At 61.5% G+C, this 21,447-nt stretch carries 23 protein-coding genes and 1 riboswitch; of the genes, 5 read left to right on the top strand and 18 right to left on the bottom strand.

The window, feature by feature from the left end:
* Positions 1–75: 75 nt before the first annotated feature.
* The 13 genes from ACQY47_RS23385 to cobO all read right to left on the bottom strand — a co-directional run bounded on the left by ACQY47_RS23385 (position 76) and on the right by cobO (position 11,485).
* On the bottom strand, positions 76–624 hold the full coding sequence (locus ACQY47_RS23385; protein ID WP_428552304.1) for a glutathione peroxidase: 549 nt from the start codon (positions 622–624) through the stop codon (positions 76–78).
* Between the two features lie 149 nt (positions 625–773).
* Positions 774–1,973: an MFS transporter gene (locus tag ACQY47_RS23380; RefSeq protein ID WP_178075639.1), complete on the bottom strand. Its 1,200-nt coding sequence runs from the start codon at positions 1,971–1,973 to the stop codon at positions 774–776.
* A 64-nt stretch (positions 1,974–2,037) separates the two neighbouring features.
* Positions 2,038–2,442, bottom strand: coding sequence for a MarR family winged helix-turn-helix transcriptional regulator (locus ACQY47_RS23375; protein ID WP_017134898.1), 405 nt, complete (start codon positions 2,440–2,442; stop codon positions 2,038–2,040).
* A gap of 42 nt (positions 2,443–2,484) precedes the next feature.
* On the bottom strand, positions 2,485–3,213 hold the full coding sequence (locus ACQY47_RS23370; RefSeq protein WP_176991398.1) for an adenosylcobinamide-GDP ribazoletransferase: 729 nt from the start codon (positions 3,211–3,213) through the stop codon (positions 2,485–2,487).
* 2 nt (positions 3,214–3,215) lie between these two features.
* The gene (gene cobC, locus ACQY47_RS23365; protein WP_428552299.1) at positions 3,216–3,791 is read right to left on the bottom strand and encodes an alpha-ribazole phosphatase family protein; all 576 of its coding nucleotides are present in this window, start codon (positions 3,789–3,791) and stop codon (positions 3,216–3,218) included.
* Positions 3,788–4,843, bottom strand: a complete 1,056-nt coding sequence (gene cobT, locus ACQY47_RS23360; RefSeq protein WP_428552296.1) for a nicotinate-nucleotide--dimethylbenzimidazole phosphoribosyltransferase — start codon at positions 4,841–4,843, stop codon at positions 3,788–3,790. The genes cobC and cobT overlap by 4 nt, the downstream gene beginning before the upstream one ends.
* Entirely contained in the window at positions 4,840–5,361 is a 522-nt protein-coding gene (gene cobU / locus ACQY47_RS23355) for a bifunctional adenosylcobinamide kinase/adenosylcobinamide-phosphate guanylyltransferase (RefSeq protein WP_177034580.1), read from the bottom strand. The genes cobT and cobU overlap by 4 nt, the downstream gene beginning before the upstream one ends.
* A 136-nt stretch (positions 5,362–5,497) precedes the next feature.
* The gene (locus ACQY47_RS23350; RefSeq protein WP_428552292.1) at positions 5,498–6,949 is read right to left on the bottom strand and encodes a cobyric acid synthase; all 1,452 of its coding nucleotides are present in this window, start codon (positions 6,947–6,949) and stop codon (positions 5,498–5,500) included.
* The gene (gene cobD, locus ACQY47_RS23345; RefSeq protein WP_017134892.1) at positions 6,946–7,935 is read right to left on the bottom strand and encodes a threonine-phosphate decarboxylase CobD; all 990 of its coding nucleotides are present in this window, start codon (positions 7,933–7,935) and stop codon (positions 6,946–6,948) included. Before cobD ends, ACQY47_RS23350 begins: the two co-directional genes overlap by 4 nt.
* Positions 7,928–8,836, bottom strand: a complete 909-nt coding sequence (gene cbiB, locus ACQY47_RS23340; RefSeq protein ID WP_236447266.1) for an adenosylcobinamide-phosphate synthase CbiB — start codon at positions 8,834–8,836, stop codon at positions 7,928–7,930. The genes cobD and cbiB overlap by 8 nt, the downstream gene beginning before the upstream one ends.
* On the bottom strand, positions 8,833–9,483 hold the full coding sequence (gene bluB, locus ACQY47_RS23335; protein WP_428552287.1) for a 5,6-dimethylbenzimidazole synthase: 651 nt from the start codon (positions 9,481–9,483) through the stop codon (positions 8,833–8,835). Before bluB ends, cbiB begins: the two co-directional genes overlap by 4 nt.
* The gene (locus ACQY47_RS23330; protein WP_428552284.1) at positions 9,480–10,877 is read right to left on the bottom strand and encodes a cobyrinate a,c-diamide synthase; all 1,398 of its coding nucleotides are present in this window, start codon (positions 10,875–10,877) and stop codon (positions 9,480–9,482) included. The genes bluB and ACQY47_RS23330 overlap by 4 nt, the downstream gene beginning before the upstream one ends.
* Entirely contained in the window at positions 10,874–11,485 is a 612-nt protein-coding gene (gene cobO / locus ACQY47_RS23325; protein WP_428552281.1) for a cob(I)yrinic acid a,c-diamide adenosyltransferase, read from the bottom strand. Before cobO ends, ACQY47_RS23330 begins: the two co-directional genes overlap by 4 nt.
* A 78-nt stretch (positions 11,486–11,563) precedes the next feature.
* Positions 11,564–11,814, bottom strand: a riboswitch (cobalamin riboswitch).
* Between the two features lie 99 nt (positions 11,815–11,913).
* Here cobO and ACQY47_RS23320 point away from each other — a divergent pair.
* Positions 11,914–13,227 (top strand): PQQ-dependent sugar dehydrogenase, encoded by a 1,314-nt coding sequence (locus ACQY47_RS23320; RefSeq protein ID WP_428552278.1) that lies wholly within the window; start codon positions 11,914–11,916, stop codon positions 13,225–13,227.
* 138 nt (positions 13,228–13,365) lie between these two features.
* Here the strand turns inward: ACQY47_RS23320 and ACQY47_RS23315 are convergent, their stop codons facing one another.
* From ACQY47_RS23315 to ACQY47_RS23295, 5 genes are all read right to left on the bottom strand, one after another.
* Entirely contained in the window at positions 13,366–13,905 is a 540-nt protein-coding gene (locus tag ACQY47_RS23315) for a C40 family peptidase (RefSeq protein ID WP_017134887.1), read from the bottom strand.
* Between the two features lie 144 nt (positions 13,906–14,049).
* A complete protein-coding gene (locus tag ACQY47_RS23310; RefSeq protein WP_017134885.1) occupies positions 14,050–14,694 on the bottom strand; it encodes a C40 family peptidase in 645 nt (214 codons plus the stop codon).
* Between the two features lie 213 nt (positions 14,695–14,907).
* Positions 14,908–15,612, bottom strand: a complete 705-nt coding sequence (gene hda, locus ACQY47_RS23305) for a DnaA regulatory inactivator Hda (RefSeq protein ID WP_017134884.1) — start codon at positions 15,610–15,612, stop codon at positions 14,908–14,910.
* A 203-nt stretch (positions 15,613–15,815) separates the two neighbouring features.
* Complete coding sequence (locus ACQY47_RS23300; RefSeq protein WP_056861686.1) at positions 15,816–16,889, bottom strand: AI-2E family transporter; 1,074 nt, start codon at positions 16,887–16,889, stop codon at positions 15,816–15,818.
* A 53-nt stretch (positions 16,890–16,942) separates the two neighbouring features.
* On the bottom strand, positions 16,943–17,983 hold the full coding sequence (locus ACQY47_RS23295) for a DUF2066 domain-containing protein (protein ID WP_017134882.1): 1,041 nt from the start codon (positions 17,981–17,983) through the stop codon (positions 16,943–16,945).
* Positions 17,984–18,338: 355 nt separating this feature from the next.
* Here ACQY47_RS23295 and purM point away from each other — a divergent pair, with 355 nt between their 5' ends.
* The 4 genes from purM to ACQY47_RS23275 all read left to right on the top strand — a co-directional run bounded on the left by purM (position 18,339) and on the right by ACQY47_RS23275 (position 21,335).
* A complete protein-coding gene (gene purM / locus ACQY47_RS23290) occupies positions 18,339–19,397 on the top strand; it encodes a phosphoribosylformylglycinamidine cyclo-ligase (RefSeq protein ID WP_017134881.1) in 1,059 nt (352 codons plus the stop codon).
* Positions 19,397–20,047 (top strand): phosphoribosylglycinamide formyltransferase, encoded by a 651-nt coding sequence (purN, locus tag ACQY47_RS23285; RefSeq protein WP_017134880.1) that lies wholly within the window; start codon positions 19,397–19,399, stop codon positions 20,045–20,047. Before purM ends, purN begins: the two co-directional genes overlap by 1 nt.
* Before the next feature lie 8 nt (positions 20,048–20,055).
* Positions 20,056–20,769: a DUF3108 domain-containing protein gene (locus ACQY47_RS23280; protein WP_138449002.1), complete on the top strand. Its 714-nt coding sequence runs from the start codon at positions 20,056–20,058 to the stop codon at positions 20,767–20,769.
* Between the two features lie 377 nt (positions 20,770–21,146).
* Entirely contained in the window at positions 21,147–21,335 is a 189-nt protein-coding gene (locus ACQY47_RS23275; RefSeq protein WP_017134878.1) for a hypothetical protein, read from the top strand.
* Positions 21,336–21,447 lie beyond the last annotated feature (112 nt).

The following is a 21,447-nucleotide window of genomic DNA, read 5'->3' as shown; positions in this document are numbered from 1 at the left end:
TGACCGGCTCGCCAGCTGAATCTAAAAAAGCCCCGCTCTCCTGCACAGGAGGCGGGGCTTTTTAATCGCCGACGATCAGGGTTTGGAAGCCAATGCTTCTTCCACTGCCTTGATCAAGTCCGGGCTGTCCGGCTTGGTCAAACTGGAGAAGTTGGCAATTACCTTGCCTTGACGGTCGACCACGTACTTGTAGAAATTCCATTTCGGCGCGCTGGTCTGCTGCGCCAGCACCTTGAACAGGTGTACCGCGTCCGGTCCTTTGACTTTTTGCGGTTCGGTCATGGTGAAGGTCACGCCGTAATTCACGTAACAGACCTTGGCGGTCTCTTCACCGGTCTTGGCTTCCTGCTTGAAGTCATCGGACGGCACGCCAATCACTTCCAGCCCCTGGCCCTTGTAGCGCTGGTACAAGGCTTCGAGGCCTTTGAACTGTGGCGCGAACCCGCAGAAGCTGGCGGTGTTGACGATAATCAGGGGTTTGCCGGCAAAGCGCTGGCACAAATCGATGGATTCCTTGGCGCGCAGCTTGGGCAATTGGCCCTCAAGCAACGGTGGGCAATCAGCGGCCATGGCAACACTGCCAATGGCCATCAGGACGGGTACTGCAAGCCAGCGCATCTGCATGTCGTGAGTCCTTAACATTTCCAGACCACGAACTTAACAGATCGACATACCCAGTTGCATCAATGCCAGCCCACCACGCTGCCAGCCCCACCAGGCCAGCAGCATCAGCACGACCAGCGCCGCTACCGTCAAACACCGTGCCGTCACACTCATGCCGCCTCCATCTGCGCCTGCAAGCGCGCCACCGGCCGCTCGCGCACCGGCCAGTTCAGCGCGGCGGCGAGCACGCTCAGCAGAATCGCCACCTGCCAGATCAAATCGTAGTTGCCGGTTCGATCATAGACCACCCCGCCCAACCAGCCGCCGAGGAACGACCCGATTTGGTGGAACAGGAACACGATCCCACCGAGCATCGAGAGGTTTCGCACACCAAACAAGGTTGCGACGGTGCCATTAGTCAGCGGCACCGTAGACAGCCACAAAAAGCCCATGGCCATGCCAAACAGGTAGGCAGTGATTTCGGTGACCGGCGCCCACAGGAACAACACAATGACGACCGCACGCAGCAGGTACAGGCCGGTAAGCAAGCGCGGCTTGGACATGCGCCCGCCGAGCCAGCCGGCGGTGTAGGTGCCGAATACATTAAACAGACCGATCAAGGCCAGCACCGTGGTGCCCACCGTGGCCGGCAAATGCTGGTCGACCAGATACGCCGGCAGGTGCACGCCGATAAACACCACCTGGAAACCGCACACAAAAAAGCCGAATGCCAGCAACCAGAAGCCGGAATGGGAACAGGCTTCCTTCAAGGCTTCGCGCAAGGTTTGCTGGCCAGTCACCACCGGCAGCGGCTTGTCCTTGAGCATCGCCACCAGCGGCAGAATCAGCGCCACCATCAGCCCCAGCGCCAACAAGGCGGCCGACCAGCCCAGCCAGCCGATCAAGCCCAATGTGCCGGGCACCATGGCGAACTGACCAAAAGAGCCTGCGGCGCTGGCGATGCCCATGGCCATGCTGCGTTTTTCCGGCGGTACGGCGCGGCCCACCACGCCGAGAATCACCGAAAACGAGGTGCCCGACAGGCCGATACCAATCAGCAAGCCGGCACTTAGTGACAATGACCACGCCGAATCGGACATGCCCATCAACACCAGGCCCACGGCGTACAGTACGCCGCCGACGAACACCGTTTTGGTCGCGCCGAAACGGTCGGCCAGGGCGCCGGTGAACGGCTGCGCAAGGCCCCAGATCAGGTTCTGCAGGGCAATCGCGAAGGCAAACGTCTCACGCCCCCAGCCAAATTCGTTGCTCATCGGCGCCAGGAACAGGCCGAAACCATGCCGCACGCCCAAGGACAACGCCAGGATCAGCGCACTCCCCACAAGGATCCAACCACTGGTGCGCCACATCGAGGTCATGTTCTTATTCTCCGCTCGCGGGTATATACCCGCTTGTAATCGAACAAACCCGCGCTCAGGCGAGTTCATCCAGCAAGGCCAGCAAGGTTTCGCGCTTTTCGGCGCCTAACTGATCAATCAATTTTTGCTGCGCCGCTTCCCACGCCGGCAACGCCGCAGCCAGCCGTTCTTCGCCGGCTTGCGTCAACAGCACCAGGCGGTTGCGCAAGTCATCACCCTCGACCAACTGCACCAGGCCTTCGCCTTCCAGCACCCGCAAGTTGCGCCCCAAGGTGCTGCGATCCAGACCCATGGCGTCGGCCAGGCTGGAAATGCTCGGTTGGTCGAGACGCTGCAAGTTGCACAGCAAAGAATACTGGGCGACGTTGATCCCGAAGCCGTCGAGAGCGCCGTCGTAATGCCTGCTGACGCCACGGGCGGCACGTCGCAGGTTGGTGCATAAACATTGGGAGGCAAGCATGGAACGTGTATATACCCGCGATTAAGGAAATGCAAGAAAGTGTTACAGAGCCAAACCGATCAACACCGCGACTTCCAGCAACTCCAGGAGTGCGCCAGCTGTGTCGCCGGTGGTGCCACCCAGCCGGTTGACCATCAATTGGCGCAGGCCGATAAAACACAGCGCCGCCAGCAGAACAGCCATGCCGCCGCTGAAACCGCCGATCAGAATGCAGGCCAGGCCACTGAGGATCAGCACTTGTTGGCCGACAACCCGCGGTAAATGGTCCGACAGCGCCTGACCCAAACCGCCTGCACGCACATAGCGCGTGGTAAGGAACAGCGCCAGCATCGACGCCCGCCCGATCAATGGCGCCAGGATCAATGCCGCGCCATTACGTTGCTCGATCAACGCCACCAGCGCGGTGAACTTGAGCAACAGCACCAAGCCCAGGGTAACCACCGCAATCGGCCCGCTGCGCGGGTCTTTCATGATGGTCAGGGTGCGCTCGCGGTCGCCGAAGCCACCGAGCCAGGCATCGGCGCTGTCCGCCAGGCCGTCCAGGTGCAGGCCACCGCTAAGCAACACCCACGCGGTCAGCAATAAGGCGGCATGCAGCAACAACGGCGCGCCCATCAATACGCTGTTCAGCGCCCATAACAGCACGCCGAACAACAGCCCGACCACGGGATAAAACAGCAGCGAACGCCCCAACTCTTGTGGCTGCGGCATGCCCGGCAAACGAATCGGCAGGCTGCTGAGAAATTGCAGGGCGATCCAGAATGGCAGCATCGTCAGGTTCCTTCCTTCAACACACCATCGGCAGCCACATGCAGGCTGAACAGCCCACCATGGCCGACCTCGACATTCAACAACTGCTCGCGCGGCAAACCTCGCGCTCGCGCCAATAGCAGACGCATCACGCCACCGTGGCTGATCAGCAACACGCGCTCACCAGCATAAGCCTGGTGCAAGCGCGAGACGGCGCTGAGGACACGGTGTGAAAAGTCGCTGACCGGCTCACCCTCAGGGGGTGTGAAGCTGTAGGGATCGGCCCAGAACAGCCCCAACCCTTCAGCGTCGGTTTCCATCAGCGCCGCTGCGCTATGCCCTTCCCACGCGCCGAAGTGCAGCTCCTGCAGGTCTTTTTCCAGATTCACCGGCACACTCAGGCGTGCGCCCAACTCTTGGGCGAATAGCGCGCAACGCTGCAACGGCGAACTGATCACGCGATTCCACGGCCCCTGCTCTGCTACGGCGGCGCGCATCTGTGCCCAACCTTTGGCAGTCAAGGCGTCGTCAAGGCTGCCGCGCAGGCCGCCGCCCAGCTCGGTTTCGCCGTGGCGCAGCAGGTCCAGGTGCAAGGTCATGCCGGGCGGTCTGCCACAGCCGCTTCGGCGAATGTCGCCATTTGCCCGTGCAGCGCACACGCCAGGCGCAGCAACGGCACCGCCAGCGCCGCACCACTGCCCTCGCCCAGGCGCAGGCCGAGTTGCAGCAAGGGTTCGGCGTTGAGGCTTTGCAGTACGTGACGATGGCCCGGCTCGGCGCCACCATGGCCGAATACCAGCCATTCTCGACACGCCGGGTTCAGGCGCGTGGCGACCAGTGCGGCGACGGTGCAGATAAACCCGTCCACCAGCACGACGATGCCTTCTTGTGCGCAGGCCAGGTAGGCACCGACCAGCGCGGCAATTTCAAACCCGCCGAGGTTGAACAGGGTGTGCAATGCGTCATCGCGCTGTCCGGCATGCAGCGCCAGTGCGCGCTCGATAACTGCCACTTTGTGGCTGACGCCCCGGGCGTTCAAACCGGTGCCCGGGCCTGTAAGGTCGCTGACCTTGCAATCGAGCAACGCACAGGCCAAGGCGCTGGCGGCGGTGGTATTACCGATGCCCATTTCACCGCCGATAAACAGCTGGGCGCCACCGGCCAAAGCGCGCCGAGCGCTATCGCGACCGGCTTGCAGCGCCAGGCAGCCCTGAGCTTCAGTCATGGCTGGGCCGTTGACGAAATTCGCCGTGCCCGCGCCGATGTTCAGGTGACGCACTCCGGGCAGGTTCAGCGAGGGCGTCACCGTGCCGAGGTCGACCACTTCCAGCTGCGCATCCAGCTGACGTGCCAACACACTGATGGCTGCGCCGCCAGTGACGAAGTTGTGCAGCATCTGCCCGGTCACTTCCTGGGGAAACGCCGACACGCCTTCTGCGACGACGCCATGGTCACCGGCAAAAATGGCGATCCACACTTGGTCCACCAACGGTTTGACCTGGCCTTGCAGGCCGGCCAGTTGCACCGCCACAGCTTCGAGCTGGCCGAGCGAGCCGGCCGGTTTAGTCAGCTGTTGCTGGCGCGCCAGCGCTTGTTCGTACGCTGAGGCGTCGACAGCCTTACAAGGGTTGAGCCACCAGGTGTCAGTCATAACGCAGTACCTTTCAAAGTCAGGGGCAGGCCGGCAACCGTCAGGACAACACGCTGACACCGCTCGGCCAAGGCTTGATGCAGCCAACCGGCTTCATCCACATAGCGGCGAGTCAATTCGCCCAGCGGCACGACACCCATTCCGGTCTCGTTGCTGACAAAAATGATTTCACCCGGCAGTGCAGCCAGGGTTTGCAGCAATTGATCGCGCTCCAGCGCCAGGCGCGCCGGGTCTTCGAGCATCAGCAGGTTGGTGAGCCACAGGGTCAGGCAATCCACCAGCAGGCAGCGACCGGCAGCGGCGTTTTCGCGCAGTACGCGGGCCAGCTCGATGGGTTCTTCAATCAGGCCCCAATGATCGGGACGCCGCTCACGGTGATGCGCGACGCGCGCGCTCATCTCGCCGTCCAAGGGCTGGCTGGTGGCGATGTAGATGACGGGCAAGGTGCTGTCGCTGGCGAGTTTTTCGGCCAGGCGGCTTTTGCCGGAGCGGGCACCGCCGAGGATTAATTGATGCATGGGGTGGCACCTTGTTCGGCGGGTGGAGAGGTTGAAGTGTGCCGCGGCAAGTGGGGTGAGTCAGGTAGGCATGCAGTGGCTGAGCCATGGCCATCGCAGGCAAGCCAGCTCCCACATTTGGACTGGGTGTACACCGTCAGAGCCCGCATAGCTTGCGCAACAACGCGGTATCCAGGTGGTTCTCCACCAGGTCCGCCAAACGCTCGATATCGCGCTCGCGCAAGGCGCGGTAATCCACCTCCTGCACATCCTGCAACCCAGCCCAGCGCAACAAGGCGCTGCACGCCGCGGGGCTTTCGAACAGGCCATGCAGGTAGGTGCCGAGAATCTGCCCGTCGGCACTCTGGGCGCCGTCACTGCGGCCGTCATCCAGCCGCACGGCGGCGTTCGCCAGCGCTTCACCGCAAGTCACGCCGGCGTGGATCTCATAACCACTGACCTCGGCATCTTCCAGCAACAAGCGCCCACGCACATTGCGCAGCTGCTTCTCTTCCTCCAGCGTCGTACTGAACGCCAACAGCCCCAAGCCTTCACTGGAGCCAGCCGGCCCTTCCAGCCCGAGCGGGTCATGCAGCTGCTCGCCGAGCATCTGCAAGCCGCCGCAAATCCCCAGCACCTTGCCGCCATAACGCAAGTGCCGCGCCACGGCAGTGTCCCAGCCGTTGGCGCGCAAATAGGCCAAGTCACTGCGCACGCTTTTGGAGCCCGGCAGGATAATCAGGTCGGCAGGCGGAATCGGCTGGCCCGGCCCGACAAACTGCAAATCCACCTGCGGGTGCAGGCGCAGCGGGTCGAAATCGGTGTGGTTGCTGATGCGCGGCAATACCGGCACCACCACCTTGAGCACTTGGGCGGCCTTGTCGATCTGGCGCTGGTCGATGCCGTCTTCGGCTTCCAGGTGCAGGTCCATCACGTAGGGCAGTACGCCCACCACCGGCTTGCCGGTGCGCGCTTCCAACCAGTCGAGGCCAGGCTGCAGCAAGGCGATATCGCCGCGAAAACGGTTGATAATGAAGCCCTTGACCCGCGCCTGTTCGGTTGGCGAAAGCAATTCCAGAGTGCCGACCAGATGGGCGAACACGCCGCCGCGATTGATGTCGGCAATCAGTAGCACCGGGCAATCCACAGCCTCGGCAAAACCCATATTGGCAATGTCATTGGCGCGCAGATTGATCTCGGCGGGCGACCCCGCGCCTTCCACCATCACCACCGGGTAAGCCGCGCTCAGGCGTGTGTGAGAGGCCAGCACCGCCTGCATCGCGATGGCTTTATAGTCGTGATAGGCCACAGCGTTCATGCTGGTCACGGCGCGGCCATGGATGATGACTTGGGAGCCGGTGTCGCTGTTGGGTTTGAGCAGCACCGGGTTCATGTCAGTGTGTGGCGCCAGGTTGGCGGCCTGGGCTTGCACCGCCTGGGCGCGGCCGATCTCGCCACCTTCAGCGGTCACGGCACTGTTGAGCGCCATGTTCTGCGGCTTGAACGGCGCCACCGCGATGCCTTGGCGCACCAGCCAGCGACACAGCGCGGTCACCAGGGTACTTTTGCCCGCGTCGGAGGTGGTGCCTTGCACCATCAGCGTACTCATGGTGCTTCCTTGTAGACAGCCAGGGCTTCGTCGAGTCGCAGCCAATCTGCCTCGGTATCGGGCAAGCCAAAGCGCAGGCTGCTGTCGTGGACAAACAGGCGCAGCAGAATGCCGCGCTGGGCCATGAATTCATGCATGCGTTCGGCGTGCGGGGTGATCAGCCACTGGAACAGGGCGCAGCCACCGTGGGGTTGAAAGCCGTGGCGTTCGAGCAGGTCAAACAAGCGCCGGCCCGCTTCGACACAGCGCTCACGCTGACGAACCTGCCCGGCGGTATCACGCAGGCACACTTGGCCGAGCACGCGGGTCGGCCCGCTGACGGCCCACGGCCCAACCTGCTCGGCCAACAGCCGCAGCAACCGGCGCTCAGCCAGCACGAAGCCCAGGCGCACACCGGCCAGGCCGAAAAATTTGCCGAACGAGCGCAATACAATCAGGCCGACATGATGGGTGTGGCTGGCCAGGCTGAGCTCTGGAGTGACGTCCATGAATGCCTCGTCCACCACCAGCCAACCGCCGCGTTGGGCCAGCCGCGCGTGCCAGTCCAGCAGGCGTTGCGGGCTCAGGCTAAGGCCGGTGGGGTTGTTGGGGTTAACCACCACCAGCACGTCAAGGCTGTCGAGAAAGAAGTCGACTTCCTGCTCCTGCACTTCGCGCACCACATACCCGGCGCGGCGCCAGGCTTCGGCGTGCTCGGCGTAACAGGGCGACAACACGCCAACCTTGCCGGAGCGGCGCAGACGCGGCAGCAGCTGGATCGCGGCCTGGGAGCCCGGCACCGGCAGCAGGTGGGCGGCACCGTAATAGTCGCAGGCGGCCTTTTCCAGGCCGTCGTCGGCTTCCGGCAAACGCGCCCAGGCGCGCAGCGGGATGTCCGGGATCGACCAGGGCCAGGGCGCGAGGCCGCTGGACAGGTCAAGCCAATCGGCCTCGGCAATCCCGTATTCAATCACCGCCTTACGCAGGCGCCCACCGTGCTCAAGCATACAATTGCGCCCCCGCGCAGAGGATCAACAGCCATAACCAAACGCCACGCTGCACCAGTTGCCAGCCACGGTCGATGGCGTCGGCATCGGCGGCCGGGCCTTCGCCCAACTGCGGACGCTGATGCAGCTCGCCGTGATAGATCGCCGCGCCACCCAGCTCGACGCCCAGGGCGCCCGCCCCGGCCGCCATCACCGGACCCGCGTTGGGACTGTCCCAGGTGGGGCCTTGGGTGCGCCAGCATTTGAGCGCCAAGCGAGTTTTGCCTAAAACGGCGTAGGTCAGCGCCACCAGCCGTGCAGGAATATAGTTGAGCACATCGTCGATCTTGGCCGCTGCCCAGCCGAAGCGCTCGAAGCGTTCGTTGCGATAGCCCCACATGGCGTCGAGGGTGTTGCTCAGGCGGTACAGCACCACGCCCGGCACACCGGCGACCACAAACCAGAACAACGCGGCGAATACCGCGTCGCTGCCGTTCTCCAGCACTGACTCGGTGGCGGCGCGGGCGACTTCGGTGCTGTCCAGCTCGCTGGTCTGGCGACTGACCAGATAACTCACGCGTTTGCGCGCTTCATCCAGGTCACCGCTGCGCAACGCCTGCGCAACCGGGATCACATGTTCACCCAGGCTGCGCATGCCCAGCGCCAGGTACAGCGCCAGGATTTCCAGGACCCAGCCGATATAGGGCGCCCACGATAACGCGGTCGCCAGCAGTGTCAGCGGCACCACGGCGATAAACCATGCGGTCACGCCGTGGCTGCGCCAGCCACGGCCACCGGTGTTGAAACGTTGCTCGATGCGCCCGGCGAAATTGCCGAACGCCACCAGCGGATGCCAGCGCCTGGGTTCACCCAGCAGCGCATCCAGCGCCACCGCAGCGACACACAGCAAGGCCACACTCATTGACTCACTCCCCACACATTCTCATACAACATGTCACTCAGCGGCCGTGGTTCGGTCCAGCCTTCGAGTTGCAACATCGGTGCCGGGTAGAACTCGGCCACCGGGCCCAGGCACAACACGGCCAGGGGTTTGGCGCCGGGCGGCAGGCCCAGCAGGTCGGCCAGGGCTTGTGGCTCGAACAGCGAGACCCAGCCCATACCAATGCCCTCGACACGGGCGGCCAGCCAGAGATTCTGGATCGCGCAGGACAGCGACGCCATGTCCATCTCCGGCAAGGTGCGCCGGCCAAAAATATGGCGCTCGCGGTCGTCCATCAACGCGGCCACCAATACTTCGGCGCAGTCGTGGATGCCTTCGACCTTGAGCTTCATGAATTCGTCGGAGCGCTCGCCCAGGGCTTCGGCGGTGCGCACGCGTTCTTCCTCCACCAATTGCTGAATATTCCCACGCAGTTGACGGTCGCTGATGCGGATAAACCGCCAGGGTTGCATCAAGCCCACGCTGGGCGCCTGGTGTGCGGCCCGGAGCAGGCGGTGCAGCAATTCGGGCGCGACCGTGCCGCCGGTGAAGTGGCGCATGTCGCGGCGTTCGGCGATGGCGCGGTAGACGGCTTGGCGGTCGGCGTGGGGATAGGCGTTGTCCGTCATGGCCCTATCGCGGGCAAGCCCGCTCCCACATTTGCAATGCATTCCCCTGTGGGAGCTGGCTTGTCGGGTCGCCGCATCGCTGCGATAGCGGTCTCAATGCTCGGCGCAAAGAGTGCGGCCACCGCCGTCGGGTTAGACGGAAAATAAAAGTGCACGTATGAAGCCGTCATCCGCCCCTGCCGATACACCGCCTCCGCCCCGCGCCCGCCATTGGGGCTCAGGCCGCGGGCAATCGGCTGCCATTCGGTGCTGGTCAGGGAATGGTGATAGGTATGGCCGCGCAGCACGCCTTCGGGCAACTCGACACTTTGCAGGGCCAGGGCGGCAAGTTTCTTTTGCATCACCGCATCGCCTTGCAGCAGGCCGACCAGTTCGGCACGGGCGCCGTCCACATCGGTGAGCGAATCCAGCAGGTAGAGCATGCCGCCACATTCAGCCAGCAGTGGTTTGCCAGCCGCATGATGGGCGCGAATAGCCGCAAGCATCCGGGTGTTTTCAGACAGTGCCTGGTGATGCAATTCGGGATAGCCGCCGGGCAAGTACAGGCTGTCGGCGTCGGGCAATTGGTGATCATGGATCGGCGAGAAAAACTTCAACTCAGCGCCCATTGCCCGCAACAGATCCAGGCTGGCGCCGTAGGTAAAAGCGAAGGCTTCATCACGGGCTACGGCAATACGCACACCGGCCAACAGCGGCTCAGCCTCAATCAGTTGCGGCGCGGCGAACGTCACCGGCGGCGGCAACGCCACTTCGCAGCTGCTGCCCAGCGCCTGGGCTGCGGCGTCCAGGCGCGCATCGAGGTCATTGAGTTCACTGGCTTGCACCAGGCCCAGGTGACGACTCGGTAATTCAATTCCCGTTTCACGGGACAACGCGCCATACCAGCGCAGGCCTTCGGTGAGGCTGCCTTCGAGCAGTTGCGCATGACGCAGGGTGCCAACGCGATTGGCCAGCACACCGGCGAATGGCAAGTCCGGCTGGTAGCGCGCCAGGCCCAAGGCCAAGGCACCAAAGGTCTGGGCCATGGCGGTGCCATCAATGACCCCGAGCACCGGCACACCAAAGTGCCGCGCCAGGTCGGCGCTCGACGGTGTGCCGTCAAACAGCCCCATTACGCCTTCGATGAGAATAAGGTCAGCCTCGCCGGCTGCTTCCCACAGCAAGCGGCGACTTTCTCGCTCGCCCACCATCCACATGTCCAACTGATACACCGGCGCACCGCTGGCGCGCTCGTGGATCATCGGGTCGAGAAAATCCGGCCCGCATTTGAACACGCGCACCTTGCGCCCCAGGTTGCGGTGCAAGCGGGCGAGCGCGGCGGTGACGGTGGTTTTGCCCTGGCCGGACGCCGGAGCGGCGATCAATACGGCTGGGCAATGACGGGGCTGGTTCAAAGTTCGACGCCCTTCTGTGCCTTGATACCGGCCTGGAACGCGTGCTTGAGCATGCCCATTTCGGTGACGGTGTCGCCCATTTCGATCAGTTCAGGCTTGGCGCCACGGCCAGTCACCACAACGTGCTGCATGGGTGGGCGGGCCTGCAGGTCGCTGAGCACCTGGTCCAGATCGAGGTAGCCGTGCTTGAGGGCGATGTTCAACTCGTCCAGCACCACCAGGCCGATGGACGGGTCTTTCAGCAATTCGCGGGAAACTGCCCAGGCGGCTTCGGCGGCGGCGATGTCGCGCTGGCGGTCCTGGGTTTCCCAGGTGAAGCCTTCGCCCATTACATGGAAACGCACTTGCTCGGGGAAACGCCGGAAGAACAACTCTTCGCCGGTGCTGTTACGCCCCTTGATGAACTGCACCACGCCGCACTGCATGCCGTGGCCCATGGCGCGGGCGAGCATGCCGAATGCCGAGCTGCTTTTGCCTTTGCCGTTACCGGTCAGCACCAGCAGCAAGCCGCATTCGTTTGGGGAATTGGCGATACGCTCGTCGATCACGGCTTTTTTGCGCAGCATGCGCGCCAGGTGGCGTTCGTCGCGGTCGGGGGAATCAGTCATGGCAGCTCTCCGTTGGGGCTGGACAAAAACGGCGGGCAGGAAAAAGAAAAACAGACAGCCAAGCATCGCCCACCGTGATGCTGTTGGATGATCCAGGCCGGTCTCCGGGCTCATGAGTGGCGCTCTGCTGATAGCGCGAGCAGGCCAACGGCGCGCCTTCCCATATCACGCGGATACAGTGGCAAAAGGCACCGTTTTGACTCATTTACCGTTGCGGGGGCAGCGCCGGAATTGCGGCTGCGCTGTGTACAAACGCGCTCACTCACCGGCTTCCCTGTTTCACTCTGTCGGCACATGGGCCACAGAGCACCTGGAACAAGCCGCGAAGGTTAGTGGGTTGGGGGTGGAGCGTCAATTAAAGCTGGCCTTGCACTTGAACCATCCGACTGCCGCGCTTCTCTACCTTTACAGGTATTAAGGAGAAAACCATGCACAAAACCAGACTCGCCTTACTGATCATGCTGGCAGGCACCCTCGCCGCCTGCGGTGAAAGCTCTACCCTGCAGGTCTCGGAAGGCACCGGGCCATCGCCCAAGCTGCCGGAGCCGAACAAAACCCTTATCCCCACCGTAAACATCGCCCCGGCGATCGGCTGGCCGGAGGGTGCCAAGCCGACAGCCGCTGCCGGGACTCAAGTAGCGGCATTTGCCGAAGGCCTGGATCACCCGCGCTGGCTCTACGTTTTGCCTAACGGGGATGTGCTGGTAGCCGAAACCAATTCGCCACCCAAACCGGATGACGCCACGGGCATTCGTGGCTGGGTGATGGAGAAGGTCATGGGCCGCGCGGGCGCGGGCGTGCCGAGCCCGAACCGCATCACACTGCTGCGCGATGCCGACCATGATGGCGTGGCCGAGACGCGCACGGTGTTTCTGGAGAACCTCAATTTACCGTTTGGCATGACCCTGGTGGGTAACGACCTGTACGTCGCCGATTCGGACAAGCTGCTGCGCTTCCCTTACCAGCCGGGTGAAACCGCGATCAAGGAGGCCGGCACCAAGGTGGTCGACCTGCCGGGCGGCAGCATCAACCACCACTGGACCAAAAACGTGGTGGCCAACAAGGACGGCAGTAAGTTGTATGTGAGTGTCGGCTCCAACAGCAATGTCGGTGAGAATGGCCTGGCGGCGGAGGAAGGCCGAGCGGCGATCTGGGAGGTCGACCGCGCGACGGGCCAGCACCGTATCTTTGCCTCCGGTTTGCGCAACCCCAATGGCATGGCCTGGGAACCGCAGAGCGGCAAGCTGTGGACGGCGGTCAACGAGCGCGATGAAATCGGCAGCGACCTGGTGCCGGACTACATCACCTCGGTCAAGGATGGCGCGTTTTATGGCTGGCCCTTCAGTTACTACGGCCAACATGTGGACGTGCGGGTCTCACCGCAAAACCCCGACCTGGTCGCCAAGGCCATCGCCCCGGACTATGCCGTGGGGCCGCATACCGCGTCCCTTGGGTTGACGTTTGCCGAGGGCAGTAAACTCCCGGCACAGTTCAGCAACGGCGCGTTTATTGGCCAGCATGGTTCGTGGAACCGCAAACCGCACAGTGGCTACAAGGTGATCTTCGTGCCGTTCGAGGGTGGGCAACCCAAGGGGCAGCCGGTGGACGTGCTGACCGGGTTTCTCAATAAAGACGAAAAAGCCATGGGCCGGCCGGTGGGCGTGGTGATTGATCAGCAAGGGGATTTGCTGGTGGCCGATGATGTGGGGAATAAGGTGTGGCGGGTGTCGGCGGTTAAGTAACTGCCTTGTATGGGGCCCATGTGGGAGCTGGCTTGCCTGCGATGGAATCGCCTCGGTTTAACTGACAGACCGAGCCGCCTGAATCGCAGGCAAGCCAGCTCCCACACAAGCCGGCTCAGACACTTGGGCCCGAGTGGCTTAAGGATTACGCGCCAGGCTTGCCGGCAACACGCGCTTGGCGCTCAGGTAGGCATTCTGCCAATAGGCCTTGGACAAGGTGTCCAGCTTCACCGTACCGCCCGTTTGCGGGGCATGTACGAATCGCCCCTCACCCACGTAGATACCTGCGTGGCTTACACGCGAGCCGCCACCGGTGGCGAAGAAGATCAAGTCGCCGGTTTGCAGGTTGTTTTCGCTCACATCCTGAGCGCGCATCACGATCAGTTCGCGGGTGGTGCGTGGCAGGCTGATGCCGGCGGCGTCACGGTACACAAAGCCGATCAGGCCGCTGCAATCGAACCCGGAGTCCGGGGTGTTGCCGCCCCAACGGTAAGGCGTGCCGACCAGGCCCAGCGCACGGAAGAGCACGTCTTCGGCAGCTGGCGAGAAATTTTGGGTCGAATAGTTGAACACCGGCCTGGGCTTGACCGCGACAGGCGCAGGCGGCGGTGGACGGCTTGCGCAGGCGCTGAGGAGCGCGGCGCAAACAAGAAGAATGAGGCGGGCTGAGGTCGACATGGGCAGAACAATCCTGATCTGGATGCGGCTTTCGCTGCCGAACGCTGAAAACCAGAACGCGCAAGCAAAGCTCGCGCGAACGGATTACAACAATGTCCAGGGATTCTAGCGCTTACGCGTCAAACTTCAAGTATCACTTTAACTTTACTTACTAGCGGTAACCGTAGTCGGGGCCATGGCGAGGGCGCGCTTGGCTTCGATGAAGGTTTTGCTCCAGTAGCTGTCACCCAGGTTGTCGACTCGAACACCGCCACTGCGACGGCTGCTGGAGTGGATAAACTGGTTATCGCCCAAGTAGATACCGGCGTGGCTTACACGACCACGGCCTGCCGTACTAAAGAAAAGCAGATCACCGGGCTTGAGGTTGTTGCGTGCGACCAACGGTGCATCCACGTTGATCATTTCGCGTGTAGAGCGTGGCAAATTCATGCCGGCTTCTTCACGGAACAGGTAGCCGATAAAGCCGCTGCAGTCGAAACCGGCTTCAGAGGTACCGCCGAAACGGTAACGGGTACCGATCAGGGACATGCCGCGTTCGAGGATGCTGTCGGCCAGAACGGGAAGCTGGTAAGGCTTGTTGCCAGCGAAGGCAGCCAGTTCTTTCTCAGTAGCCTGCTCTTCTTTATAAAGAGCTTCTTCATAAACAGTAGAAGACTGCGCTGCAACGAACTTTGCCTGATTTTGAACCTGTGGTTTTTGCTGCTCAGCCACGTTTTGAGTGTGGGTGGCGCAACCAAACAACAGGGTAACGAGTGCGAGAGGCACGAGGGGTGCGAAGCGATTTAGCATGGGCACGACCGTGGCTGATGTGTAAAGAAGTCGAGACTATGCCCTCTATCACATCGATTTGCAAATTCAATCGTGATCTATGTGACTTCTGGTTTGGACTATGACATCTAAGCCCTTAACACCCTATTCATGCCTGTTGCGTGGCCAAACCGGCCCAAACGCAGGTTTTCTGGCGCCTGGAAGTTGCCGAAAACCCCACTGGACAAGGGCTGGCTACCAGCCGAGGGTTTCCTTGAGAAACGGAATGGTCAGCTTGCGCTGGGCCTGCAAGGAGGCTTGATCGAGCTGTTCGAGCAAATCGAACAACGCGCTCATACTGCGGGTGCCACGGGTGAGAATAAAGTGCCCGACTTCGTCGGTCAGGTGCAGGCCACGACGCGACGCGCGCAATTGCAGGGCACGCAGCTTGTCTTCGTCTGAGAGTGGGCGCATTTGAAAGATGAGCGCCAGGGTCAGGCGTGATTTGAGGTCAGCCAGTTTCACCGGCAGCTCACGTGGCGAGGTGGACGCAGCAATCAACAAGCGCCGGCCGCTGTCACGCAGGCGGTTGAACAGGTGAAACAACGCCTCTTCCCAATCTGCCTTGCCGGCGATGGCCTGCAGGTCATCCAGACACACCAGTTCGTATTGCTCAAGGTGGTCGAAGATGCCAATGCCACGGTCCATCAACTCAGCCAGCGGCAAGTAAACCGCCGGCTCGCCCATCTGCTCGAAGCGCAGGCAGGCCGCCTGCAACAGGTGGGTACGCCCCACGCCGTGTTTGCCCCACAGATAGATCAGGCTTTCAGTCCACCCGGCGTCGGCTTCGCAGAGCCGCTCGACATAGCCGAGTGCAGCGGCATTGGCGCCTGGGTAGTAATTGATAAAGGTGGCGTCGTCACGCAGACGCACACCCAAGGGCAGCTGAATCGGTTTCATGCTGACTGAACGGCTCCAAACGAACCGCTAGTGGCCTCTGTGTAAAGTTTGCAAAGTTTATACCCGTGAAGCCGGGCGCACAATGCAGCAGACCACAAGCAAAATCAAAGGTTTGCGTTAACTTGGGGCGATTTGCGCAAATTGTTTGACACCCCGCCCCAGAAACAACAAACCCGGCTTAGGCCGGGTTTGTTGCGAAACGGTTACAGGTCCGGGTCTTCAACCCCGGTATACGCATCCGAATCCTTATATAGATCATGGACGTGGCGCACCAACACCATGATCACCGCCGCCACCGGCAGCGCCAGCAAGATGCCAGTAAAGCCAAACAGCTCACCACCCGCCAGGATCGCAAAGATCACCGCTACCGGGTGCAAGCCAATCCGGTCACCCACCAGCAGTGGCGTCAGAACCATGCCTTCCAGAGCCTGGCCGACCATGAACACCGCGACGATCCCAAGCATCGGGTACAGGTCGCCGCCAAACTGGAACAATCCGGCCACCAGCGCCGCACCGATACCAATCACAAAGCCCATGTACGGCACGATGGCCGCCAAACCTGCGATCAAACCGATCAACAGCCCCAGCTCCAAACCAATCGCCATCAGGCCGGCGGCATAGATGATCCCGAGCGCCAGCATCACCAGCAATTGGCCGCGTACGAATGCGCCGAGCACCTCGTGACATTCTTGCGCCAGGGAAACGATGCGCTCTTCGTTGTTGCGTGGCAGCAGGCTGCGGATCTTGGCCATCATGATGTCCCAGTCCCGCAGCAGGTAGAACGCCACCACCGGGATCAACACCAGATTGGTCAACCAGCCGATCAATGCAAGGCTGGAGGCCGTAGCCTGGCTGAGCACCACACCGACAATGTCGGTGGTCTGGCCCATATGCTCACTGATCGCGGCCTTGACCTTGTCGAACTTCCAGAAGCCATCCGCCAGCCCCAGCTTGGCCTGAGCCCACGGCATCGCCGTGTGCTGCAACCAGTCGAGCATTTGCGGCGCCAGCTCATAGAGACGGAACAGCTGCTTGGCCAGCATCGGCACCAACACCAGCACCAAGGCGGTGATAATCAGCGTGAACAGTGCAAACACCGCAACCACGCCCAACGTTCGCGACAAACCGGCTTTCTCCAGGCGATCCACCACCGGATCGAACAGATAAGCGAGCAGCAACGCGACCAGGAACGGCGTCAGGATCGAATGCAGCAAGAACACAAAAACGCACAGCAGGACAACCCCACCAAGCCACACCCAACGACGCGTATCCGCCATAAACCACTCCATCTCTCATTTGCTTCCTTCTATCTATATAGAAGGAAGATCACCTACCAACGAAAACGTAACTGCGCCTGAGGCTCCGGAGCAGCCGGCGGCTGCGTACCATCGGCGACCGGCGGTTGAACCGGCGCTTCGCCCGCAGGCACTTCCTGCAACTTGGCCAGGCTCAACTGGGTGCGCAACTGATCGGCACTGCCGTTGACCCGATACACAATGCGATTGCCATCCACCCGTTGCGGCTGAGCACCAAAGGGCTCAAGCAAATGACCCAAAGCGGCATAGCGCTCCAGATTCATGCCCTGCACTTCGAGCAGCTGTTCGGTGCTCACACCTGGTTTGACGGCAAAACGCGGTGCCAGTTTTTGACTGACCGCCAACATCACGGCATCGGCCACCGCGCCAGTGTCAGCGCCCTGGGCGGTGCCCTGCTCGCTTTTGTCGCCCAGCCACAGGCGCCATTTGGCCTGCCACTGGCTGCCTTCCTGGCGCGCGTGCACGGCCAGCAACGCGTCGGCGCCGTAGCGTTCGGAGGCGGCGCGCAAGGGCGTGGCATCGGCACTTTCCAGATTCGGTGCAGTGGCGACGACCTGCTCATCCAGGTCACCCAAGGGCAAACGCAACGGCAAGCCGCGGTGTTGCGCGGCACGGCGCAGTGCACCGGCTATCGCCTGGCCATCACCGACCAGACTGCTGCCGTCAGTGGAATCGTTGAGCCACCAGCCGAGGATCGACGGCCGATTGCTGCCCCAGATCGACAAGCCGGCCTCACGCAATGCGCGATCAGTGCTCACAGGGTCGAAGTCTACTTGCAGGCTTTCCGGCGGGCCGGCGTCGTAGCCGTATTGGCTGATGATTTGCTGCGGGTCTTTGCGGATCGCCGCCAGGCCTGGGCCGTCGGCAGCCTTGGCATCGCCGGTCAGGCGGATCACCAGGGTTTGCACGGCGCGCTGGGTGGCCTGGTCACGCTCTTGGGGGGACTGGCTGGCAACCGGTTCAAGTACTTGATAAAGGCCATTGAGGGTTTCGGCATGACTCGCCAGGCTGACCAACGACAAGCAGCCTACAAAGAAGAAATTACACAGACGCATGGAAGATTCCCGAACGACAAATTTAGCGGCTGGAACAGACCGCGTGAACTCGGCTTGGCAAGGCTGTGACCACAGCAGCCGGTAAAACATTCACAGGGTCATGGCAGTTTTTGTACTGTCATAACGATAGCGGGTTAAAGGCTATACCTTAATACACGCCATTACCGGCACGTTTAGCATTTTTTTAACCGGCTTTTTTAACCTATATGGCCCTGCCCGTCGGCCCGAGGATGGCCGCTGCCCCTCAAGCCTGATAAAATCGCGCGCCTTCGCAGACCGTCAGCGGCTGGGCCTTTTACCAAAAGCGCCTGCCGGCTCGGTCGTTACCCAGAAATCCCCCCTAAAGGCCTGGATCATGAGCAAGCAACCCTCCCTGAGCTACAAGGACGCCGGTGTAGACATCGACGCCGGTGAAGCATTGGTCGAACGCATCAAGAGCGTCGCCAAGCGCACTGCGCGCCCCGAAGTCATGGGCGGCCTGGGCGGTTTTGGCGCCCTCTGCGAAATCCCGGCCGGCTACAAGCAGCCTGTGCTGGTGTCCGGCACCGACGGCGTGGGCACCAAGCTGCGCCTGGCGCTGAACTTGAACAAGCACGACACCATCGGTATTGACCTGGTTGCCATGTGCGTCAACGACCTGGTGGTGTGTGGCGCAGAGCCGCTGTTCTTCCTCGACTACTACGCCACCGGCAAGCTGAACGTGGACACCGCTGCTCAAGTGGTCACCGGCATCGGCGCCGGCTGCGAGCTGTCGGGTTGCTCTCTGGTCGGCGGCGAAACCGCTGAAATGCCAGGCATGTACGAAGGTGAAGACTACGACCTGGCCGGTTTCTGCGTCGGTGTTGTCGAAAAAGCTGAAATCATCGACGGTTCCAAAGTCGCAGCCGGTGACGCCCTGCTCGCCCTGCCATCGTCCGGCCCGCACTCCAACGGCTACTCGCTGATCCGCAAGATCATCGAAGTGTCCGGCGCCGACATCGAGAATACCCAGCTCGACGGCCAGCCGCTGACCGACCTGCTGATGGCCCCGACCCGCATCTACGTGAAGCCTTTGCTCAAGCTGATCAAGGACACCGGCGCCGTCAAAGCCATGGCCCACATCACCGGTGGTGGCCTGCTGGACAACATCCCGCGCGTGCTGCCTAAAGGCGCACAGGCGATTGTCGACGTGGCAAGCTGGACGCGTCCTGCCGTGTTCGACTGGCTGCAAGCGCAAGGCAATGTCAACGAAACCGAAATGCACCGCGTGCTGAACTGCGGCGTAGGCATGGTTATCTGCGTGGCTCAAGAGCACGTTGAAACCGCGCTGAACGTACTGCGTGAAGCGGGCGAGCAGCCTTGGGTTATCGGCCAGATCGCAACCGCTCCAGAAGGCGCGGCCCAGGTTGAACTGAAGAACCTCAAGGCTCACTGATGCCTGAGACCTGTGATGTCGTGGTGCTGCTCTCCGGCACCGGCAGTAACTTGCAGGCCCTGATCGACAGCACGCGCACCGGCGATAGCCCGGTGCGCATCGCTGCGGTGATCTCCAACCGCAGCGACGCCTACGGCCTGCAACGCGCCAGGGACGCGGGTATCGACACCCGCTCCCTGGATCACAAGGCTTTCGAAGGTCGCGAGGCCTTCGACAGCGCCTTGATCGAACTGATCGACGCCTTCAATCCCAAACTCGTGGTGCTTGCCGGTTTCATGCGCATCCTCAGCGCCGATTTCGTGCGGCACTACCAAGGGCGCCTGCTCAATATTCACCCGTCCCTGCTGCCCAAATACAAAGGGTTACACACACACCAACGCGCCCTTGAGGCCGGCGACACGGAGCATGGCTGCAGCGTGCACTTTGTCACCGAGGAACTCGATGGCGGGCCTCTGGTCGTACAGGCAGTGGTTCCGGTAGAGTCTGCAGATTCGGCGCAGACACTTGCGCAACGGGTTCACACCCAGGAACACAGGATTTACCCGCTGGCTGTTCGCTGGTTTGCCGAGGGACGATTGATTCTCGGCGAACAGGGTGCATTATTGGACGGTCAGTTACTCGCGGCCAGCGGCCACTTGATTCGAACCTAGGAGATTTTATGCGTCGCGCCCTGCTCTTCGCTTTTGCGCTGTTCGCCTTGCCCGCTGTGCAAGCAGCAGACCTTCACCCGTTCTCCGCCAGCTACACCGCCGACTGGAAGCAGTTGCCCATGAGCGGCTCGGCCGAGCGCAGCCTGGTCAAGAATGACAATGGCTCGTGGACCTTGAATTTCAAGGCGTCCATGATGATCGCCAGCCTCACCGAGACCAGTGTTATCCGTCTCGACAAAGATGCCCTGCAGCCCGTGAGCTACAGCTTCGAACGTGGCGGCCTGGGTAAGTCGAAGAAGATCAACCTGGACTTCGACCAGACGGCCAAGAAAGTCACCGGCTTTGAAAACAAAGACCCGGTCAACGTCGCCCTGCAAAGCGGCATGCTCGACAAGTCGACTTACCAGTTGGCACTGCAACGCGATGTGGCGGCCGGCAAGAAGAGCATGAGCTACATCGTCGTTGAAGGCACCGACACCGACACCTACGACTTCCGCGTGATTGGCCCGGAAAAGGTCCAGACCAAGGTCGGCTCCATCGATGCGATCAAGGTTGAACGTGTACGTGACCCGACTCAAAGCAAGCGCATCACCCAGATGTGGTTTGCCAAGGACCTGGGCGGCATTTTGGTTGCCCTGCGCCAGGTGGAAACCGACGGCAAGGAATACAACATCATGCTGCAGGACGGTACCGTTGATGGCCAGGCTATCAAAGGTAGCTGATACCGTGATGTGATTAAAAAGAGCCTCGCTGAAATGCGGGGCTTTTTTTCGCCTGGAGGTTTTGTGTTGAAACCACTACCGCTATCGCAGGCAAGCCAGCTCCCACAGGTGAATGCATTTCAAATGTGGGCGCTGGCTTGCCTGCGATGGCGGCTCAATGATCAACACAAGGCTGCAGCCGGTCGCAAACATGAAACTTTTGTCATAAAACTCAGCACTCTGCGGCGCGATGTCGCGGTTTGCACGGCCTGCAGCACTGTTGCATTTCCTGCAATAAATAGTTGCGCGCAAAATCGGTTTACTTAGCAAGCTAACAAAACATATAAAAGAGGCCTGCGACGACTTGCCGCAGATCAACCAGAGATTGGAGCAAGCAGATGACTGTAAAAGTAACTGAACGCGACGATGCACACATGTCTCACGAAGCACTGGGCCATGGGATTCACATCTGGGATGTACATCAACAAGACCAACTGGTCGGCATGTTCCACAACGAGAACGAAGCCCACAATTATAAAAACGAGCTCGAATCTCTTGAGATGAAACGCCAGGCTGAAGGCTCCTGAAACTCTGAAATCTGCCAGTCACCCAGCCCCACACAGCAGCTGGTGTGCCTACACACGAAAACCCCGCCTTTGAGCGGGGTTTTTCGTTTCTAACAGCCACCGTTTTCCTGTG

It is taken from the genome of Pseudomonas edaphica (assembly GCF_965277385.1).
In the GTDB taxonomy this organism is placed as follows: domain Bacteria; phylum Pseudomonadota; class Gammaproteobacteria; order Pseudomonadales; family Pseudomonadaceae; genus Aquipseudomonas; species Aquipseudomonas edaphica.
This window is presented reverse-complemented; position numbering and strand designations above follow the sequence as displayed.

Coding starts and splice junctions, on each gene's coding strand:
- ACQY47_RS23385 (WP_428552304.1), bottom strand. CDS start 624: ATGCAGATGCGCTGGCTTGCAGTACCCGTCCTGATGGCCATTGGCAGT.
- ACQY47_RS23380 (WP_178075639.1), bottom strand. CDS start 1,973: ATGTGGCGCACCAGTGGTTGGATCCTTGTGGGGAGTGCGCTGATCCTG.
- ACQY47_RS23375 (WP_017134898.1), bottom strand. CDS start 2,442: ATGCTTGCCTCCCAATGTTTATGCACCAACCTGCGACGTGCCGCCCGT.
- ACQY47_RS23370 (WP_176991398.1), bottom strand. CDS start 3,213: ATGCTGCCATTCTGGATCGCCCTGCAATTTCTCAGCAGCCTGCCGATT.
- cobC (WP_428552299.1), bottom strand. CDS start 3,791: ATGACCTTGCACCTGGACCTGCTGCGCCACGGCGAAACCGAGCTGGGC.
- cobT (WP_428552296.1), bottom strand. CDS start 4,843: ATGACTGACACCTGGTGGCTCAACCCTTGTAAGGCTGTCGACGCCTCA.
- cobU (WP_177034580.1), bottom strand. CDS start 5,361: ATGCATCAATTAATCCTCGGCGGTGCCCGCTCCGGCAAAAGCCGCCTG.
- ACQY47_RS23350 (WP_428552292.1), bottom strand. CDS start 6,949: ATGAGTACGCTGATGGTGCAAGGCACCACCTCCGACGCGGGCAAAAGT.
- cobD (WP_017134892.1), bottom strand. CDS start 7,935: ATGCTTGAGCACGGTGGGCGCCTGCGTAAGGCGGTGATTGAATACGGG.
- cbiB (WP_236447266.1), bottom strand. CDS start 8,836: ATGAGTGTGGCCTTGCTGTGTGTCGCTGCGGTGGCGCTGGATGCGCTG.
- bluB (WP_428552287.1), bottom strand. CDS start 9,483: ATGACGGACAACGCCTATCCCCACGCCGACCGCCAAGCCGTCTACCGC.
- cobO (WP_428552281.1), bottom strand. CDS start 11,485: ATGACTGATTCCCCCGACCGCGACGAACGCCACCTGGCGCGCATGCTG.
- ACQY47_RS23320 (WP_428552278.1), top strand. CDS start 11,914: ATGCACAAAACCAGACTCGCCTTACTGATCATGCTGGCAGGCACCCTC.
- ACQY47_RS23315 (WP_017134887.1), bottom strand. CDS start 13,905: ATGTCGACCTCAGCCCGCCTCATTCTTCTTGTTTGCGCCGCGCTCCTC.
- ACQY47_RS23310 (WP_017134885.1), bottom strand. CDS start 14,694: ATGCTAAATCGCTTCGCACCCCTCGTGCCTCTCGCACTCGTTACCCTG.
- hda (WP_017134884.1), bottom strand. CDS start 15,612: ATGAAACCGATTCAGCTGCCCTTGGGTGTGCGTCTGCGTGACGACGCC.
- ACQY47_RS23300 (WP_056861686.1), bottom strand. CDS start 16,889: ATGGCGGATACGCGTCGTTGGGTGTGGCTTGGTGGGGTTGTCCTGCTG.
- ACQY47_RS23295 (WP_017134882.1), bottom strand. CDS start 17,983: ATGCGTCTGTGTAATTTCTTCTTTGTAGGCTGCTTGTCGTTGGTCAGC.
- purM (WP_017134881.1), top strand. CDS start 18,339: ATGAGCAAGCAACCCTCCCTGAGCTACAAGGACGCCGGTGTAGACATC.
- purN (WP_017134880.1), top strand. CDS start 19,397: ATGCCTGAGACCTGTGATGTCGTGGTGCTGCTCTCCGGCACCGGCAGT.
- ACQY47_RS23280 (WP_138449002.1), top strand. CDS start 20,056: ATGCGTCGCGCCCTGCTCTTCGCTTTTGCGCTGTTCGCCTTGCCCGCT.
- ACQY47_RS23275 (WP_017134878.1), top strand. CDS start 21,147: ATGACTGTAAAAGTAACTGAACGCGACGATGCACACATGTCTCACGAA.